This window comes from Acidimicrobiales bacterium (assembly GCA_016716005.1).
In the GTDB taxonomy this organism is placed as follows: domain Bacteria; phylum Actinomycetota; class Acidimicrobiia; order Acidimicrobiales; family JADJXE01; genus JADJXE01.
Genome location: JADJXE010000001.1, coordinates 3,309,797 through 3,327,013, shown reverse-complemented (window position 1 = coordinate 3,327,013; position 17,217 = coordinate 3,309,797). Strand labels below are relative to the sequence as shown.

Here is a 17,217-nt window from a genome sequence, read left to right as displayed (position 1 = left end):
CCCGGCCCTAGAACAGCCTGGCGGTCAGGGCCTTGCGGTACTGCATCGTCCGCGGATCGTCGGAGCCCATCACCTCGAGCAGGTCGACGAACTCCTGGCGGGCCTCCTCGTCGCCCTTGACCCTGTCGAGCAGGGAGGCGAGGCGGCTCTCGATGTCGTCGGGATCGCCGTTGGCCTCGTCGCCGAGGCGGGCGAGGGCGGCCACTCGCCGGGTCTCGGCCGACTCGGGGACGCGGGCGAGCAGCTGCAGCGCCTCATCGCCCTGGCCTGCGGCCACCAGCAGCTCGGCCAGGGCCACGACAGCCGCCTCGTTGTCCGGATCGAGCTCCAGCGCCCGGCGGAGCGAGACCTCGTCACCGGCCCGGATCAGCTTCGTCACCTCGGTCTCCTCCTCGGTGGGGAGCAGGCCGTCGATGAAGTCACGCACCGCCGGCTCGCCCTGGGCCCCGATGAACCCGTCGACCACCTTGCGGTCGTGCACGGCGTACACCGCCGGGATCGACTGCACCTGGAACGCGGCCGCCACCTGGGGGTTGTCGTCGACGTTCACCTTGGCCAGCACCACGCGGCCCTGCTGCTCTCCCACAGCCGACTCGAGGATCGGCCCGAGGACCTTGCAGGGCCCGCACCACGGCGCCCACAGGTCGACGACCACCGGCACGTCGACCGACCGGTCGAGCACGTCGCGCTCGAAGGTGGCATCGGTGACGTCGATCGACATGGTCCCTCCTGGGTCTCGGTCCCTGGTCGGTCAGGGTATCGGCCCCTGTAGGGTTGGCCTCCGGGCGTCGGCACGCAGCGGTCGCGAAACGCAGCGGCCGCGACACGGAGCGGGGACACGGAGCGGGGACATGGTGCGCCACGAGCAGGTCGAGGGCGTCGAGGAGCCCAGGGTGACGGCATGGTTCGAGGACCACGTCCCCGGCGTGCGGCCGCCCCTGCGGTTCTCCCTCATTGCCGGAGGGCACTCCAACCTGACCTTCCGGGTCGACGACGCGGCCGGTGCGCGCTACGTGCTCCGCCGCCCCCCGCTGGGCGAGGTGCTCGCCACCGCGCACGACATGGCCCGCGAGCACCGGATCATCTCGGCCCTCGGCCCCACCGAGGTCCCCGTCGCGCCGGCGCTCGGCCTGTGCGACGACCCGGCCGTCAACGGGGCGCCCTTCTACGTGATGGGCTACGTCGACGGCCACGTGCTCCGCACCGCGGAGCAGGCGCGGGCCGCGCTCGACCTCGAGGGGCGTCGTCACGCCGGCGCCTCGGTCGTCGACGTGCTGGCCACGATCCACGCCCTCGACCCCGACGCCGTCGGGCTCGGCGACCTCGGCCGCAAGGACGGCTACATCGAGCGCCAGCTCAAACGGTGGCACGGGCAGTGGACCAAGTCGAAGACCCGCGACTACCCGCTCGTCGACGAGGTCTACGACGAGCTGGCCCGGCGCGTCCCGGCGCAGGGCCCGGCCACCATCGTCCACGGCGACTACCGGCTCGACAACTGCATGCTGGGCCCGAACGGTGACGGTGATCGCGGTCCTCGACTGGGAGATCTGCACCCTGGGCGACCCGCTCGCCGACGTGGGGCTGCTCATCGTGTACTGGGGCGAGCCCGGCGACGAGGCCGCCGTCGCCGGAGCCACCGGCGTGGAGGGCTTCCCTGGCCGCGCCCAGCTGCTCGAGCGCTACGCCGAGCGCTCCGGCCGCGACCTGTCCCAGATCGACTACTACGTCGCCTTCGGCCACTGGAAGCTCGCCTGCATCGTCGAGGGCGTCTACGCCCGGTACGCGTCCGGATCGCTGGGACAGGGCCGCGACGGCTGGGAGCGCTTCGGTGCCATCGTCGAGCACTCGGCTCGGGCTGCGGCCGCTGCGGTCGAGCGACTCGGCTGAGACGGGCCTGCGTGAGCGACCTCTTCGAGCTCCACGCCCGCCCGGCGCTGGACCGGCCGGTGCTCGTGCTCGCCCTCGAGGGCTGGATCGACGCCGGGTTCGCGGCAGCATCGGCCGCCAGCGCCGTCGTCGAGCAGCTCGACACCACCGTGGTCGCCACCTTCGACCCCGATCGGTTCATCGACTACCGCGCCCGCCGGCCGGTGATGCACCTCGTCGACGGCGTGAACACCGGTCTGACGTGGTCCACGATCGAGCTCCGGGCCGCCTCCGACCCGTCTGGCCACGACCTCCTGCTGCTCGTGGGCGCCGAGCCGGACCACGCGTGGCATGCCTTCACCGAGGCCGCCGTCGGGCTGGCCGTGGAGCTGGGGGCCCGTCTCGCCCTCGGGCTCGGCGCCTACCCGGCGGCCGTCCCCCACACCCGGCCTTCGCTGCTCGTGGCCACGGCGACCGGCAGCGATCTCGCCCACCAGATCGGGTACGTGCCCGGCCAGCTCGACGTGCCGGCCGGCATCGCCGCCGCGATCGAGCGGCACTGCGACGCCGTCGGGCTCCCTGCGGCCGGCCTCTGGGCCCAGGTGCCGCACTACGCCGCGGCCATGCCCTACCCCGCGGCCGCCGTCACGCTGGTCGAGGGCCTCGCCCGGGTCGGGGCCCTCGACCTCGACGCCTCGGCCCTGCGGGCGGCGGCTGCGTCGACCCGCGTGCGGATCGACCAGCTGGTTGCCGGCAGCGAGGAGCACCTGGCGCTGGTGCGGCAGCTCGAGTCGCAGTTCGACGCCCACGCCCCGGGGGTGAGCGGTCCGCCGGCGAGGATGCCTTCCGGCGACGAGCTGGCCGCCGAGCTCGAGCGCTTCCTGCGCGAGCAGGGAGGCGGCTGAGCGTCGGGCCCCCCGGTAAGGTCCCGGACCGACGACGAGGGAGGGCGAGCCGGTGAAGGTGGACGGGGGCATCGGGTTCGACTTGCGGGAAGCGGGCGCGACCGCCCGCGACGCCGAGGAGGCCGGCTACGACGGCATCTGGACCGCCGAGACCAGCCACGATCCCTTCTTCCCGCTGCTCCTCGCGGCCGAGCACACCGAGCGCCTGGAGGTGGGCACGAGCATCGCGGTCGCCTTCGCCCGCAACCCGATGACGCTGGCCAACATCGCCTACGACCTGCAGGCGTTCTCCGGCGGCCGCTTCATCCTCGGGCTGGGTTCCCAGATCAAGCCGCACATCACCAAGCGCTTCTCCATGCCCTGGTCCCAGCCGGCAGCACGCATGCGCGAGCTGATCCTCGCCATCCGAGCCATCTGGGACTGCTGGAACACCGGGTCCCCGCTCCAGTTCCGCGGCGACTTCTACACCCACACCCTCATGACGCCCTTCTTCAACCCGGGGCCCAACCCCCACGGCGATCCCGGGATCTTCCTCGCCGGTGTGGGCGAGCGGATGACAGAGGTGGCGGGCGAGGTGGCCGACGGCTTCATCTGCCACGGGTTCACCACCGAGGCCTACCTCCGCGAGGTCACGATCCCCGCCCTCGAGCGCGGCCTCGAGCGCGCCGGGCGCACGCGCGCCGGGTTCCAGGTCACGGGCCCCTCGTTCGTGGTCACCGGCACCACCGACGAGGAGCTGGCCGCCAACGCCCAGGCCACGCGCCAGCAGATCGCCTTCTACGGGTCGACGCCCGCCTACCGGGGCGTGCTCGAGCACCACGGCTGGGGTGACCTGCAGGACGAGCTGAACCTGCTGTCGAAGCAGGGGAGGTGGGTCGAGATGGCCGACCTCATCGACGACCAGATCCTCACCACCTTCGCGGTGGTCGGCGAGCCCGAGGAGATCGCGCCGGAGCTGCACGCCCGCTACGGCGACTGCGTCGATCGCATCAGCTTCTACGCCCCGTACCGGGCTGATCCCGAGCGATGGCGCGCGGTCCTCGACAGCCTGAAGGCGGCCTGAGGGGCGGCCCCGTGCGCACCGGAACGCCCGATCGGGCCACCTTCGACGCCGAGCGCTACGTGTCGCTCACCACCTACCGCCGCGACGGCACGCCGGTCGCCACCCCGGTGTGGTTCGCCATGGACGGCGGCGCCCTCGTCGTGCTCACCGATGCCTCGTCGGGCAAGGCCCGCCGGATCAGGGCGAACGCCACGGTGGTGGTGACGCCGTGTGACGCGCGGGGGAAGGTCCACGGCGACGCCTGGGCGGCGACGGCTCGCCGGCTGGAGCCCGCGGCCCACGCCCGGGTGCACCAGCTCCTGGCGCGCAAGTACGGCCTGGTCTTCAGGGCCTTCGTCGGCTGGATGGCGCTCGACCGGCGGTTGCGGCGTCGGCCGGCCCGCGAGGAGGCCCTGCTCGAGGTCTCCTTCGTGCCCGCCGAGGCCGGCCCGGCCGCGCAGGCCTGATCAGACGGGGACCAGCTCCGCGCCCAGGTACCGGGTGCGGCACAGGCTGCGCTGGAGCTTGCCGGAGCTGGTCTTCGGAAGTGTGCCCGGTTCCACCAGCACGACGTCGTGCGGGGGCACGCCCGTGACCTCCAGGACCCGGTGGTGCACGAACCTCCTGAGCAGGACCGGGTCGAGGGGGTCACCGCCGGGCGCTCTGGCTTCGGCCACCACCACCACCGTCTCCTTGCCCTTGCGGCCCTCCACGCCGAACGCGATCACGTTCCCGGCCCGAACCCCCTCCACGTTGGCCACGGCCCGCTCGATGTCCTCGGGGAACACGTTGCGGCCACCGACGATGATCACGTCCTTGATGCGGCCGCACAGCACCAGCTCCTCGCCCACGAGGTACGCCAGGTCACCGGTCTTCAGCCACTCGTCGTGGAAGCTCGCCGCGGTGGCGTCGGGCCTGCGGTAGTAGCCGGGCGTCACCGAGGTGCCCCGGATCTCCAGCTCGCCCACCTCTCGCTCGGCCAGCACCTGGCCGGTGCCCGGGTCGCACACCCGGATCTCCAGCCCCGGCACCGGCCGCCCCAGCAGCGGGATGCGCCGGGCGTTGCGAGCGTCGGCCGCCGTCTCCACCGCCCGATGCTCGGCCTCCAGCACCCGCCGGTCGATGGTGTCGACCACGAGCCCCCGGCCGGGCTCCGGGAAGGTGCCGGCGATGGCCAGCTCGGCCATGCCGAAGGCCGGGAACGCAGAGCCCGGCTGCAGCCCGAAGGGGGCTCCGGCGGCGAGGAAGGCCTCGACGGTGGCCGGGTCGACGGGCTCGGCGCCGTTGAGGGCGATCCGCAGGCTCGACAGGTCGAGGTCGTGGGCCCGCTTCAGCGCCCGGGCCGCCAGCACGTACGAGAAGTTGGGGCCGGCGGTGGCCGTGCCGCGGTAGGCGCTGATCCACTCCATCCAGCCACCGGGGTGGGCGAGGAAGTCCTGGGGAGCGGCCAGCACCAGGTCGGCGCCGCTCATCATCGACGTGCAGAGCAAGCCCACCAGCCCCATGTCGTGGTAGAGCGGCAGCCATGACACCAGGACGTCGACGTCGACGTCGAGGCCGGCCGCCCCGGCCAGGGCGTCGAGGTTGGCGCCGAGCACCCGTTCGGGGAGCATGACGCCCTTGGGCGCGCTGGTCGAGCCGCTCGTGAACTGCAGGATCGCCAGGCGTTCGAGGTCGTCGGCAGGGCGGACGTAGCGCTCGGCGCCCGACGTACCCGCCAGCACGTCACCGAGCTCCGCGAAGGGCGGATCGCCCGGTTCGGCCTCGATGAACGGCGCGAGCTGGCCGTCGACGAGCACGAGCGCGCAGTCGGCGCCCAGGATCCGGGCCCGGGTCTGGGCCACGAAGTCGTCGAGCGAGCCCATCCGCATGGGGAGCGGCAGCACGACCACGCACGCGCCCGCCAGCCACACGGCCTGGATGGCGGTGACCAGGTCGCGGCTGGTGGGGCCCAGGATGGCGACGTGGTCACCGGCGCCCACGCCGCGGGCCTGCAGGGCCGCGGCGGCGGCTCGAGCCTGCTCGTGGAGGCGGGCCCACTCGACGGGCACGTGGCCCTGCGGGGTGACGAAGACGATGCGGCCACCAGGGCGCTCGGTGGCCTGCTCGAGGCGCGACGCGATGCTCAGCACGAGGGCTCCGACCCCGGCCCGGAGACCGCCGTTACGCGATCGCGCCGGTTACCTGCGGGTAAGTTCCTCGGGACGCCCGCGCGGACTCGCCGACCTCAGACGACGAGGTTCACGAGCTTGGGCGGGCGGGCGATCACCGTCCGAGGGACGCGTCCCCCGAGGTGGGCCTGCACCTTCGCCGACGCCAGCGCGAGCCGCTCGGCCTCGGCCCCGTCCACGTCGGCGGGCACCTCGAGGCGATCGCGCAGCTTGCCGTTCACCTGCACCACCATCGTGACGGTGTCGACCGCGAGCATGGCCGGATCGGCCGTGGGCCAGGCCTCCTCGTGCACGTGCCCGCCCCGGCGCCGCTGCCACAGCTCGGCCGTGATGTGCGGGGTCATGGGCGCCATCAGCAGCAGCAGCTGGTCGACCGCGAAGGCCAGGGTGTCACGGCGGGCACCGGCCTCGGCCTGCGCGTACCGGTAGAGCTGGTTCACGTGCTCCATGCAGGCCGCCACGGCGGTGTTGTACGACCAGCGCTCGAACTCGTCGGTGACGCGGGCGACGAGCCGGTGGGCTGCCTTCTCGACGTCGACGTCGGCGCTGGTGGGCTCTCGGTCGGCCTGCACGCCCACCTCGCCACCGGCCAGCCGCCACAGGCGGTTGAGGAAGCGGGCGCACCCCTCGATGCCGGCGTCGTCCCAGTCGACGTCGTCGGACGGCGGCCCCACGAACAGGTGGAAGAGCCGCAGCGAGTCGGCACCGACGGTGTCGAGGTACTGCTCGGGCGCGACCAGGTTGCCCTTGCTCTTCGACATCTTGGAGCCGCCGAGCCGGATCATGCCCTGCGTGAAGAGCCGGGCGAAGGGCTCCCGGAGCTCTCTCGGGGCGACGCCCAGGTCGGCCAGCGCCTTGGTGAAGAAGCGGGCGTACATCAGGTGGAGGATGGCGTGCTCGACCCCGCCGATGTACTGGTCGACCGGCATCCACCGCTCTGCCGAGCCGAGCCCGAAGGGCGCCTCGGCGTTCCACGGATCGGCGAAGCGCAGGAAGTACCACGACGAGTCCACGAAGGTGTCCATCGTGTCGGTCTCGCGGCGCGCCGGGCCTCCGCAGGAGGGGCAGACCGTGTGCAGGAAGCCCTCGTGGAACCGCAGCGGTGACTCGCCGGTGGGCCGGAACTCCACGTCGTCGGGGGCCAGCACCGGCAGCTGCTCGTCGGGGACGGGCACCACCCCGCACGATCCTGCGCAGTACACCACCGGGATGGGGCACCCCCAGAAGCGCTGGCGCGAGAGCAGCCAGTCGCGGAGCCGGAAGTTGACCGTGCGAACGCCGATGCCGTGCTGCTCCAGCCACTCGAGGGCGGCTGCGATCGACTCCTCCTTGCCCATCCCGTCGAGCCACTCGCTGTTGATGTGGGGGCCGTCGCCGGTGTACGCCTGCCCCTCCCAGCCCTCGGGACGCCGGATGGTCGGGATGATGTCGAGCCCGTAGGCGGTGGCGAAGTCCCAGTCGCGCTGATCCTCGCCGGGCACCGCCATGATCGCCCCGGTGCCGTACCCCATGAGCACGTAGTCGGCCAGGTACACCGGTACGGGCTTGCGGTTGAACGGGTTCAGGGCGTAGGCGCCGGTGAAGACGCCCCGCTTCTCGAGCGGGCCCTCGGCCGCCAGGCGGTCGAGCTCGCTCTCCAGCCGCACCCGCGCCACGAAGGCGTCGACCTCGTCCCGCCGCTCCGGCTCGGTGATGGCCGGGACGAGCGGGTGCTCGGGGGCGAGCACGCAGTACGTCATGCCGAAGCTGGTGTCGGGACGGGTCGTGAACACGCGCAGCACCGCGCCACCGGCCAGGGGGGAGCCGTCGGCCGCGACGAGCGGCAGGTCGAACTCGGCCCCCTCCGACCGGCCGATCCAGTTGCGCTGCATCACCTTCACGCGCTCGGGCCAGTCGAGGTCGTCGAGGTCGTCGAGCAGCTGCTGGGCGTAGGTGGTGATCCGGAAGAACCACTGCTCGAGGTCACGCCGGCCGACCAGGTCGCCGGACCGCTCGCAGGTGCCGTCGGCCAGCACCTGCTCGTTGGCGAGCACCGTCTGACAGCCCGGGCACCAGTTCACCGGGGCCTCCTTGCGGTACGCGAGGCCGTGCTCGAGCAGCCGCAGGAAGATCCACTGGGTCCACCGGATGTACTCGGGGTCGTGGCTGCACACCTCGCGGCGCCAGTCGTAGGCCGCGCCGATCCGCTGGAGCGACGAGCGGAGCTCCTCCACTCGCTCGTCGGTGAAGGCGCGGGGGTGGCGGCCCGTCTTGATGGCCGCGTTCTCGGCGGGCAAGCCGAAGCTGTCGAAGCCGATCGGCGAGAGGACGCCCCAGCCGTTCATCGTGCGGTAGCGCACGAGCAGGTCGCCGAACGTGTAGTTGCGCACGTGGCCCATGTGGGCCGGCCCGCTCGGGTAGGGGTACATGCACAGCACGTAGAAGGGCGGCCGGGGGTCGTCGTTGTCGATCTCGTAGGTGCCCTCGTCGCGCCAACGTCGCTGCCAGCGCGCCTCGATCACCTGCGGGTCGTAGCCGTCGGCCATGGGGGGGCATGCTACCGACGGGCCCGTGGGCCCCAGCCGTTTCCGGGCCCCCGGCGGGCGGTGCTACGCTGCTCGCCTCCGGGGCTGTGGCGCAGTTGGTAGCGCGCTTCCATGGCATGGAAGAGGCCAGGGGTTCGAATCCCCTCAGCTCCACGCTGGCCCGACCTGCGGAAACGTGGTCGGGCCTCCGTCCGATCGGGCGCAGAACCGGTCAGGGACAGCGCGGCCGCCCGAGCAGGGCCTCGATCTCGATCCTCGGCGGGGTCTGGTCAGGCCGTCGGGCGCCTGGTCGCCCAGTGGTCACCAGGGGTGGGGGGCGCGAAAGGCGGCCGAACCACCCTCGGATCTCGCGTCAGCCGCGCGGAACGCCGCCAACCGGACGCTGGGTCCGGCCCACCTCGGTCAGTAGGTCGCCGTGACGGTGCCGGGCAACAGCTGCGCTCCGGTCAGCTGTGGGTTCGTCATCTGTGCCCCCGGAACGAGGTCTGCGGCCGTGACGCCCTGATCCGCCGCACAGGTCGGACACACCAGAACGGTCACCCCGGCTCCGATCAGCTCAGCGACCTGGGTCTTGATCGGGGCATTGGCCTTGTACTGCAGCGCCGGCGAGAGGTTCTTGGTCGCCAGCTCCGGTGCGTTGATGTTGAAGAAGATGGTGACGGGCCGCCCGGCGGCGCGCTGATTGCGGGCCAGCTGGAAGGCCATGTTCACGCGGTGGAGGTCCTCCCGGCCTGACTGCAGGTTGATGAACAGCACCTGGCTGATCGGCGGAGCGGGAGCGACCGTGGTGGTGGCCCCGGGAGCGGCTGTGGTGGTGGTGGTCGACCACGCGGTGCCGGATGCGCCGGCGGGGTGTGCGGGGCCACCGACCAGACCGAACAGCGCCCAGCTCGCGAGCAGGGCGACGACCAGGCCAACGATGAGACCTCGCGACGAGCGGATACTGGACGTGTCCATGTGGTTCCTTTCGCCGTACGTGAAGGGCAGTTGCCTCCACTGTGGAGTCGTTGCGCACGTCCGGCTGGTTCCAGCAGGCCTCGGGCAGGCGTTGGCGCGGTCGGGACGCGTGCCGTACGGCCCGCCTCGACATCCTGTTCACCCGTTGGCGTGGAAGGGAGCAGCCGGGGGGCAACGCCGGTTACGGAGCCGAACGGCCGGCGAACCTCAGTGCGCGTGATCCGCCCTCGGCGGTCGATTCCGCGACCGGGCCGGGGCGTCACGCCGGGGCGGGGGCTCCTCGCCGGCGTCGGCCCACGGTAGTCGGGGGACGTCGGCCCACAGCCGCTCGAGCTCGTAGTACCGACGGGTCTCGTCGAGGAACACGTGGACGACGAAGTCGCCGAAGTCCAGGAGCACCCAGTGCAGGTCGGCCAGGCCCTCGACCCGCAGCGGCGGCGGCCCCCCGGCGGCCCGCACCCTGGCCTCCACCTCGTCGGCGATGGTCTTCACCTGGCGGGGGTTGCTGCCGCTGGTGATGACGAACCAGCCGGTGATGGCCAGCACCTCGCCCACCTCGAGCACGATGGTGTCGGAGCCCTTCTTGTCGTCGGCGGCGCGCGCCGCCGCGACCACCCAGGGGCGGACGTCGACCTCCGGCCGGGCTCGGCGTCGCTCAGCCAGTGGTCCCGCCCTCCGCGGTGGAGAGGGGTGGGCCGATCGGGCCGACGGTCGTGCTGGGGACCGTCAGCCGGTCGACCAGGTCGGTCCCGACGACGATGGTCACGTCGAGACCCTCGAGCAGCTCGTCGCTCTTCGCGATCTCGCCGGTGCCGAGCAGCTCGGCCAGCACCTCGGCCGCCGGAAGGTTGTCGCCGTAGTAGACGACCTGCGTCTGCGGCGGTGCCGGGTCGGCGCTGTCGCCAACGATGATCAGGTTCACGCCGAGGAACACGAGCTGGCCCGCGAGCCGACTGAGCACCTCGGGGTCGCCGGTGGGGTTGACGATCCGGACCCGGGCGCCACCGGTGCTCGCCACGACGGCACCGGGCGAGATCTCGGCCATGAGCAGCCGGATCGGCGTGGTGTCGGGCTCGTAGCGGTCGAGCCCGTCGGCCGACGGCGCCTCGGGGACCAGCACCGGCAAGGTCACGAACAGCACCGGCCCCGCCGCCAGGTCCTGCACGAACGTGGGCAGGTCGAGCTGGGTGCCGGGCTCGTCGGCGACCGGGAGCGTCGTCGACACCACCGTGCCGTCCGTGCCCGCCGTCGTCGCGGCCTGCTGGTCGAGCCACGCCCGCCAGAAGGCCTCGTGGCGGGTGAGCCTGGCCAGCTCCGTCTCTCGGACGCTCGTGGTCGCGAGGAAGCCGCTCACGTCGCCCGGCTGGACCACGTTGGGTCCCGCTGGGAAGACCTCGGCCACCTGGCCCGGCGCCTCCTCCCGCTGGACCGGGTCGAGCAGCTCGACCGTCACCGGCCCCTGGGGGGCCACCAGCTGGGTCCACCCCCGCTCGTCGAGGGGCACCACGAGGTCGAACCGCACACCGAGGAGCCCCTCGACCGCCTCGCGGAGCTGATCGAGGCCCCCCTGGTCGTAGGCCACGGCCAGGCGATCGACCGTCCCCGACGGGAGCGCGGTCTCGGTGCCGACGGGGACGAAGACGACCGCGCCGCCCTTGCCCGACGGCCCCAGGGCCAGCATCGTGAGGCCCGACAGCGTGCCGTCGGGTGCGGTCTCGACGAGCAGCGCGGTGGGGGTCTCGGGCAGCACCGTGACGGCGCGGGAGCCGTCGAGGAAGATCGTCCGGCCGTCCCTGCTGTCGATGAGGGTGAGTCCCCCCACGGCGGCGAAGGCCGGGATGAGCGCGGCGAGCACCAGCGAGGCCGCGAGGGTGAGCAGGCCGTGCGGGCGTCGCCGCCGCGTCCGGCGGTTCGCCGGGAGGTACTCCTCCGCCGGCGCGACCTCCGCAGCGACACCCCGCGCCTCGGCACCCTCACCGCCAGCCGAACCGACCTCCGCAGCGACACCCCGCGCCTCGGCACCCTCACCGCCAGCCGAACCGACCTCCGCAGCGACACCCCGCGCCTCGGCACCCTCACCGCCAGCCGAACCGACCTCCGCAGCGACACCCCGCGCCTCGGGGTCGGCCGCTGCGTCGGCCGCCACCTCGACGCCGGCACCCGCAACCGGCGCGTCGCCGTCAGCATCCCTGTCCGGCTCGACGCCTCCCACGGCCACACCCGCCGCGACCTTCGGCTCGGGGGGCAGGAGGTCGCTCACGCCGACCCGTACAGTCCCCGTGCCCGGATGCAGTCGATGACCGGACGGGTGATCAGGTAGTCGAGGGGCCGACCGTCGGCGAAGCGGGCCCGGAGATCGGTGCTCGACACCTCGAGGCGTGGGGCCTCGACCTGCACCCACCGCCAGCCGCTGGGCGGAGGTGCGGTGACCGCTCCGGGGCGGTCCACCTCGACCACGGTGGCGAGCGGTCGGACGTCGTCGACCCGCTCCCAGGTCGGCAGCCCGGCCGCAGCGTCACTGCCGAGGATCATGAACAGCTCGGCGTCGGGCTCGGCGGCGTGCAGGGCCTCCAGCGTGTCTGCGGTGTACGAGGGACCCCTGCGGTCGAGCTCGAGCCGGCAGGCCTCGATGCCGGGGACGTCCCCCACCGCCGCCTCCACCAGGGCGAAGCGATCCTCGGCCGCCGTGACCTGGCGCTGGGCGGTCTTCTGCCAGGGCTCGCGGGCCACGACCAGCAGCAGCACGTCGAGGGCGAGCGCGTACCGGACGTTCACCGCCACGACCAGATGGCCCACGTGGGGAGGGTCGAACGTGCCCCCGAACACGCCGACGCGACGCCCCTCCCCTCCGGCCACGGTCGGAGTCTAGGGTCGCACCCGGTCGGGGAGCCGCACGCCCCCGCCCACCGCGGAGGGCCCTCGGCTGCGTGTGGCGTGGGTCACAGGGGCCTCGGGAATGACACGGCCGCGATTCGCGTTCCCCCACCTGCCATGACTGACTCCGTGGGCCTCTACCTGAACGAGATCGGCCTCGTCCCCCTCCTCACCGCGGAGGAAGAGCGCGAGCTCGCCAAGACGATCGAAGCCGGGCGCGCCGCGCAGAAGCGCGTCGACGCCGGCGACCGTTCCGACGAGCTGCACGCAGCCGTCCGTGAGGCCATCCGGGCCAAGGACCGGTTCATCCGGGCGAACCTGCGCCTGGTCGTGAGCATCGCCCGCCGGTACCCCCTGCCGCCGGGCATGGAGCTGCTCGACCTGGTCCAGGAGGGCAACCTGGGCCTCGAGCACGCCGTCGACAAGTTCGACTGGCGGAAGGGCTTCAAGTTCTCCACGTACGCCACCTTCTGGATCCGCCAGGCCATCGGCCGGGCCCTCGACCAGAAGGCCAGCCTCGTCCGTCTCCCCGGCGACCGCTCGGCCGGCCTCCGGGCCGCCCTCCGCCAGGTGTCCGGCGACGGTGACGAGCTCGACGAGGAGCACGCCCGGCTGCACCGCCTCACCACGCCCACCTCGCTCGACCGCAGCGTCGGCGACGAGGGCGACTCCCCGCTGATCGACCTGCTCTCCGACGGCCGACCGGGACCCGAGCAGATGCTGCTCGACCAGGCCGAGCTCGACCTCGTCGACGAGCTCCTCAGCGCCCTCGACGATCGCGCCCGCTTCGCCGTGGAGCAGCGGTTCGGCCTGCGTGACGGCCGGCGCCGCAGCTTCCGCGAGGTCGGCGAGGAGCTCGGCGTGACCGCCGAGGCCGCCCGCCGGCTCGTGAAGCGTGCGGTGAACGAGCTCCGCGACGGCGCAGCCACCATCGTCGCCGCCTGATCGCCGCCACCCGCCCGGGGAACCCCCTGATCGCGCGGCCGCCCCGCTGGGGGCGTCGGCATCGGGCCCGAACCACGTTGCGCGACAGGGTGCCGACCCGTCACGCTGGTACGCCGTGACCACTCAGCCGTGGACCCCGTCGTCGTGGCGCGACCATCCGGCGGCCCAGCAACCCGACTGGCCCGACGAGGCTGCCCTCGACCGGGCCCTGAAGCAGATCGCCGCCATGCCGCCGCTCGTGTTCGCGGGCGAGGCCCGGGCGCTCACCGCCGACCTGGCCACGGTCGCCGCCGGCCAGGCCTTCCTGCTGCAGGCCGGCGACTGCGCCGAGAGCTTCGACGACTTCTCGGCCGTGAGCATCCGCGAGAAGCTGCGCGTGATCCTCCAGATGGCGGTCGTGCTCATGTACTCGGGCGGCATGCCGGTGGTGAAGGTCGGCCGCATGGCCGGCCAGTTCGCCAAGCCCCGATCGGCCGCCACCGAGCGCCAGGACCAGGTGGAGCTGCCGTCCTTCCGGGGTCACATCGTGAACGACATCGCCTTCGTGCCCGAGGCCCGGGTGCCCGACGCCGAGCGCCTCATCCAGGCGTACAACCAGTCCGCGTCGACCCTCAACCTGGTGCGGGCCTTCACCAAGGGCGGGTTCGCCGACCTGTCCCGGGTGCACGCCTGGAACCAGGCGTTCGTCGCCAGCAGTCGCGAGGGCCAGCGCTACGAGGCGATCGCCTCGGAGATCGAGCGGGCCATGCGCTTCATGCGTGCCTGCGGGATCGACCTCGGCCGGGAGCACTCGCTCCACCAGGTCGAGTTCTACACGAGCCACGAGGCGCTGATCCTCGGCTACGAGGAGGCTCTCACCCGGGAGGACTCGCTCACCGGCTCCTGGTACGACTGCTCGGCGCACCTGCTCTGGATCGGGGAGCGGACCCGCCAGCTCGACGGTGCGCACGTCGAGTTCCTCCGTGGCGTGGGCAACCCCATCGGGTGCAAGATCGGCCCGTCGGCCACCCCCGACGAGGTGGTCGCCCTGTGCCGGCGCCTCGACCCCGGGCGCGTCCCCGGCCGGCTCACCCTCATCGCTCGCATGGGCGCCGACCAGGTCGAGGAGCGCCTGCGGCCCCTCCTGCGCGCCGTGCGCCAGAGCGGGCATCCGGTGGTGTGGGCGTGCGACCCGATGCACGCCAACACCTTCACCAGCGCCAGCGGGCGCAAGACCCGCCACTTCGACAAGGTGATGGCCGAGATCGTGGGCTTCTTCGCCGCCCACCGGGCCGAGGGCACCTGGCCAGGGGGCGTGCACGTGGAGCTCACCGGCGACGATGTCACCGAGTGCCTCGGCGGGGCCGAGGAGATCCTCGATCACCACCTCGACCAGCGGTACGAGACCATGTGCGACCCGCGACTGAACGCCCGTCAGTCGATCGACCTGGCCTTCCGGGTCGCGGAGCTGCTCCGGGGCTGATCCGGCGCCCGGCGCCCGACACCCGGCGCGCGACGGCGGCAGCCGTCCCGGCTGGCTCAGACCGAAGCGCGCGCCGCCAGCGCGGCACCGATGATGCCGGCCTCGTTCTGGAGCGCCGCCGGCTCGATCTCGGCGTCGACTTCGAGGAGATGGATGAACTTCTCGCTCTTCTTGCTGACGCCCCCGCCCAGGATGATGAGCTCCGGCCAGAGGAGCCGCTCGATCGCGACCAGGTAGTCGTTGAGGTTCCGCCCCCACTTCTCCCAGGACATCTCCTTCGTGGTGCGCGCCCGGTCCGAGGCGCGGGTCTCGGCGTCCTTGCCGCGCACCTCCAGGTGTCCGAGCTCGGTGTTCGGCACGAGGGTGCCGTCGACGAAGAGCGCGGTGCCGATGCCGGTGCCGAGGGTGACCATGACCACCACGCCGCGCCGCCCCTTGCCGGCCCCGTACGTCATCTCGGCGACACCCGCGGCGTCGGCGTCGTTGAGCACCACGAACGTCCGCCCGGCGCGCCGCTCGAACAGGGCACGGGCATCGGTGCCGATCCAGGCCTTGTCGACGTTGGCCGCCATCACCGGCACGCCGTGGCGGATCGGTGCCGGGAAGGTGCAGCCGACCGGCCCCGACGAGTCGAAGTGGTCCACGACCTGCGAGACCACGTCGGCGACGGCGTCCGGGGTGGCGGGGTGCGGCGTGAGGATGCGGTGGCGGGCCCGGGCCAGGTCGCCCCGGTCGAGATCGACCGGCGCTCCCTTGATCCCCGTGCCCCCGATGTCGATGCCCAGGAGCTCCATCCCCGCATCCTCCCACCGGCGTGCCGGCCGTGGGCGACCACCGGAGGTGGGAGGATGCGCCCGTGTCCCGATCGACGGCCTCGGCCCCCATCCCGACCAGGCTGCTGGTGCTGGGCATGGCCCACGACGACGGGAGCATCCACGCCGACGAGCTCTACCCGGTCGCGGCGGCCTGCGGACAGACGCCCGAGCAGCTCCGGTCGTACCTGCGCCGACTCGTGGCCGACGGGCTGTTCACCCGCCACGGCTCGGGCCGCGCCGCCCGCTACGAGGCCACCGAGGCGGGCCGCGCCCATCTCGACACCAGGTGGTCCCACACCCGCCGCGCCTACCTCCAGGACGCGGCCGGGCGGGGTTGGGACCACCGGTGGCGCCTGGTGGCCTACGCCGTGCCGGAGACCCGTCGTTCGGCTCGCGACGACTTCAGGGATCGGCTGATCGACCTCGGCGGTGCGGCCGTGCACGGCGGCCTCTACGTGTCGCCTCACGCCTGGCACGACGAGGTGAGGGCCGCGGCGGAGCGCCTGGGCGTCGACCGGCACCTCACCCTCGTGACCGCCGAGGACCTGGAGGTGGGCGGCGCGCGCGACCCGCGTGAGCTGGCCCGTCGCCTGTGGCCGCTGGACGAGGTGGCCACGCGCTACGAGCGCTTCGTGGCCGAGCACAGCGGTGTGCCGGCACGCATCGAGCAGCTCCGCACGCGCGGCGAACGCCTTCCCGACACCGAGTTCCTGCCCCTGGCCCTCGCCATCGGCGTGGCCTACGCGGAGTGCGCGGCCATCGACCCGTACCTCCCGCCGGAGCTGCTGCCCCGCCCCTGGCCGGGCCGTGCGGCGCGCGAGCTGGTGAGGAAGAGCCGCCGGCTCGGCCTGCGGGCCCGCGAGGGCCGCGAACGCCCGGCCCTGTTCCGCCTGTTCGACGAGATGCTGGCCACCATCGGCTGACGGTGCCGCCCGCCCGAACCGCCGCGACGGCCGCCGGTCAGGCGGTGGGCACGCCCGCGAGGTGGGCCGCGTCGTTGTAACGGACGAGCCGCCACCGGGATGCCCGAGCGACGGCCTCGCCGTCGCCGCCCGCGGGCACCGGTGGGAGCTGCAGCTCGGTGAGGCTGGTGTTGACGGTGTGGAGCTCGAACGGGGCCGTCATGGGCAGCCGCAGGAAGGCCCGGAAGGCGACGTCGACCACGCCGCCGTGGCACGCGATCACCGCGGTCCGACCGGCGTGGGCGTCGGCCAGGCCGAACAGGGCGCGGCCCACCCGAAGGTGGAACTCGGCCAGGCTCTCGGCTCCCGGGGCGAACGGCAGGTACGGGTCGCGCTCCAGGTCGGGCACCCCGTAGCGGTCGACGAAGTCGTCCCACGAGATGCCGTCGGCCTCGCCGGGGTGGTGCTCGATCAGCGCGTCGTCCTCCACCACCGGCAGATCCCCCAGGGCCGGAGCGAGGATCTCGGCGGTCTCACGGGCCCGCGGCATCGTGGACGACACCAGCACGTCGGCGTCGGCCAGCTCCCCGGTGGCGGCCAGCCGATCGCGCAGCGCCTCGGCCTGGCGGCGGCCGAGCGGCGACAGGCCCGAGCAGGTGCGCGGGCCGCCCACCACCCGGTCGACCGTGACGACCGACTCGCCGTGACGCACGAGGACCAGCCGGGTCGGCGCGAGGTGGGACGCCATGGCGG

The 17,217-nt window shown here is 73.1% G+C and carries 15 protein-coding genes, 1 tRNA gene and 1 pseudogene; 8 read left to right on the top strand and 9 right to left on the bottom strand.

Features of this window, described 5'->3' with window-relative positions; all coding sequences use genetic code 11:
• Positions 1 to 7 precede the first annotated feature (7 nt).
• Positions 8 to 721 (bottom strand): tetratricopeptide repeat protein, encoded by a 714-nt coding sequence (locus tag IPM45_16160; GenBank protein MBK9181064.1) that lies wholly within the window; start codon positions 719 to 721, stop codon positions 8 to 10.
• A 130-nt stretch (positions 722 to 851) separates the two neighbouring features.
• Between IPM45_16160 and IPM45_16155 the strand changes: the two are divergent.
• From IPM45_16155 to IPM45_16140, 4 genes and pseudogenes are all read left to right on the top strand, one after another.
• A pseudogene (locus tag IPM45_16155) lies at positions 852 to 1,887 on the top strand (phosphotransferase family protein).
• 11 nt (positions 1,888 to 1,898) lie between these two features.
• Positions 1,899 to 2,771, top strand: a complete 873-nt coding sequence (locus IPM45_16150) for a PAC2 family protein (GenBank protein MBK9181063.1) — start codon at positions 1,899 to 1,901, stop codon at positions 2,769 to 2,771.
• A gap of 52 nt (positions 2,772 to 2,823) precedes the next feature.
• Positions 2,824 to 3,834 (top strand): LLM class F420-dependent oxidoreductase, encoded by a 1,011-nt coding sequence (locus tag IPM45_16145; protein ID MBK9181062.1) that lies wholly within the window; start codon positions 2,824 to 2,826, stop codon positions 3,832 to 3,834.
• Complete coding sequence (locus tag IPM45_16140) at positions 3,798 to 4,280, top strand: PPOX class F420-dependent oxidoreductase (GenBank protein ID MBK9181061.1); 483 nt, start codon at positions 3,798 to 3,800, stop codon at positions 4,278 to 4,280. The genes IPM45_16145 and IPM45_16140 overlap by 37 nt, the downstream gene beginning before the upstream one ends.
• On the opposite strand, the gene IPM45_16135 is transcribed toward IPM45_16140, so the two are convergent.
• Both IPM45_16135 and IPM45_16130 read right to left on the bottom strand, forming a co-directional pair.
• Positions 4,281 to 5,945: an AMP-binding protein gene (locus IPM45_16135; GenBank protein ID MBK9181060.1), complete on the bottom strand. Its 1,665-nt coding sequence runs from the start codon at positions 5,943 to 5,945 to the stop codon at positions 4,281 to 4,283.
• Positions 5,946 to 6,040: 95 nt separating this feature from the next.
• On the bottom strand, positions 6,041 to 8,509 hold the full coding sequence (locus tag IPM45_16130; protein ID MBK9181059.1) for a leucine--tRNA ligase: 2,469 nt from the start codon (positions 8,507 to 8,509) through the stop codon (positions 6,041 to 6,043).
• Between the two features lie 80 nt (positions 8,510 to 8,589).
• Between IPM45_16130 and IPM45_16125 the strand changes: the two genes are divergently transcribed.
• Positions 8,590 to 8,662 (top strand) — tRNA-Ala (locus tag IPM45_16125).
• A 249-nt stretch (positions 8,663 to 8,911) separates the two neighbouring features.
• Here IPM45_16125 and IPM45_16120 read toward each other — a convergent pair.
• The 4 genes from IPM45_16120 to nadD form a co-directional block, all read right to left on the bottom strand.
• Positions 8,912 to 9,466: a DsrE family protein gene (locus IPM45_16120; GenBank protein ID MBK9181058.1), complete on the bottom strand. Its 555-nt coding sequence runs from the start codon at positions 9,464 to 9,466 to the stop codon at positions 8,912 to 8,914.
• Between the two features lie 207 nt (positions 9,467 to 9,673).
• Positions 9,674 to 10,081: a ribosome silencing factor gene (gene rsfS / locus IPM45_16115; GenBank protein ID MBK9181057.1), complete on the bottom strand. Its 408-nt coding sequence runs from the start codon at positions 10,079 to 10,081 to the stop codon at positions 9,674 to 9,676.
• Between the two features lie 40 nt (positions 10,082 to 10,121).
• Complete coding sequence (locus tag IPM45_16110; protein MBK9181056.1) at positions 10,122 to 11,726, bottom strand: LytR C-terminal domain-containing protein; 1,605 nt, start codon at positions 11,724 to 11,726, stop codon at positions 10,122 to 10,124.
• Entirely contained in the window at positions 11,723 to 12,322 is a 600-nt protein-coding gene (nadD, locus tag IPM45_16105; GenBank protein MBK9181055.1) for a nicotinate (nicotinamide) nucleotide adenylyltransferase, read from the bottom strand. The genes IPM45_16110 and nadD overlap by 4 nt, the downstream gene beginning before the upstream one ends.
• A gap of 135 nt (positions 12,323 to 12,457) precedes the next feature.
• Here nadD and IPM45_16100 point away from each other — a divergent pair, with 135 nt between their 5' ends.
• Positions 12,458 to 13,285 (top strand): sigma-70 family RNA polymerase sigma factor, encoded by an 828-nt coding sequence (locus IPM45_16100; protein ID MBK9181054.1) that lies wholly within the window; start codon positions 12,458 to 12,460, stop codon positions 13,283 to 13,285.
• Between the two features lie 115 nt (positions 13,286 to 13,400).
• The gene (locus tag IPM45_16095; GenBank protein MBK9181053.1) at positions 13,401 to 14,747 is read left to right on the top strand and encodes a 3-deoxy-7-phosphoheptulonate synthase class II; all 1,347 of its coding nucleotides are present in this window, start codon (positions 13,401 to 13,403) and stop codon (positions 14,745 to 14,747) included.
• Positions 14,748 to 14,803: 56 nt separating this feature from the next.
• Here the strand turns inward: IPM45_16095 and IPM45_16090 are convergent, their stop codons facing one another.
• On the bottom strand, positions 14,804 to 15,541 hold the full coding sequence (locus IPM45_16090; protein MBK9181052.1) for an ROK family protein: 738 nt from the start codon (positions 15,539 to 15,541) through the stop codon (positions 14,804 to 14,806).
• Positions 15,542 to 15,603: 62 nt separating this feature from the next.
• Between IPM45_16090 and IPM45_16085 the strand changes: the two genes are divergently transcribed.
• Positions 15,604 to 16,485 (top strand): transcriptional regulator, encoded by an 882-nt coding sequence (locus tag IPM45_16085; GenBank protein ID MBK9181051.1) that lies wholly within the window; start codon positions 15,604 to 15,606, stop codon positions 16,483 to 16,485.
• Between the two features lie 37 nt (positions 16,486 to 16,522).
• Here IPM45_16085 and IPM45_16080 read toward each other — a convergent pair whose 3' ends face one another.
• Positions 16,523 to 17,212 (bottom strand): histidine phosphatase family protein, encoded by a 690-nt coding sequence (locus tag IPM45_16080; GenBank protein MBK9181050.1) that lies wholly within the window; start codon positions 17,210 to 17,212, stop codon positions 16,523 to 16,525.
• Between the last annotated feature and the right edge of the window lie 5 nt (positions 17,213 to 17,217).